Raw genomic sequence first — 377 nt, 5'->3', positions numbered from 1 at the left:
ATCGACCAGTGGCTCAGTTGACGTTGAGGCTTGGCGTTGTCTCGCTTGATCGATGCTAGTCCAATAAAGAGCATCGTTAAGCTCTGGCCATGCTGGAACTATTTGGCTCAAGTTATCTTTGTAGTCATTGAAATCAGAACCATGCCAGACTCTTAAAGCAGGTACCATAAGTAGTATGGATAAGGTATCAGTGCTGAGGGACTCAGAACTGCGATGTTTTATCAATCTTTCCGCCGTATGTATGGCCGGTCCTAATAACCAAGCATACTGTTTAGAAACATGGCATTCTCCTCTCTCGATATATGGCTCTGTTTCCAGATAACTACGCAAACCGTTAATTAATTGAGTTGCGGTGTTTGGTTTGAGGGCTATTGCTA

General features: G+C 43.8%; 1 protein-coding gene. It reads right to left on the bottom strand.

What is annotated here, in order from left to right; genetic code table 11:
• A partial coding sequence (locus Q4528_RS12815) for a hypothetical protein (protein ID WP_303521858.1) occupies positions 1-330 on the bottom strand: 330 nt, incomplete at its 3' end.
• Positions 331-377 lie beyond the last annotated feature (47 nt).

Source organism: Staphylococcus pasteuri (assembly GCF_030547725.1).
GTDB classification, from domain to species: domain Bacteria; phylum Bacillota; class Bacilli; order Staphylococcales; family Staphylococcaceae; genus Staphylococcus; species Staphylococcus pasteuri.
This window is presented reverse-complemented; position numbering and strand designations above follow the sequence as displayed.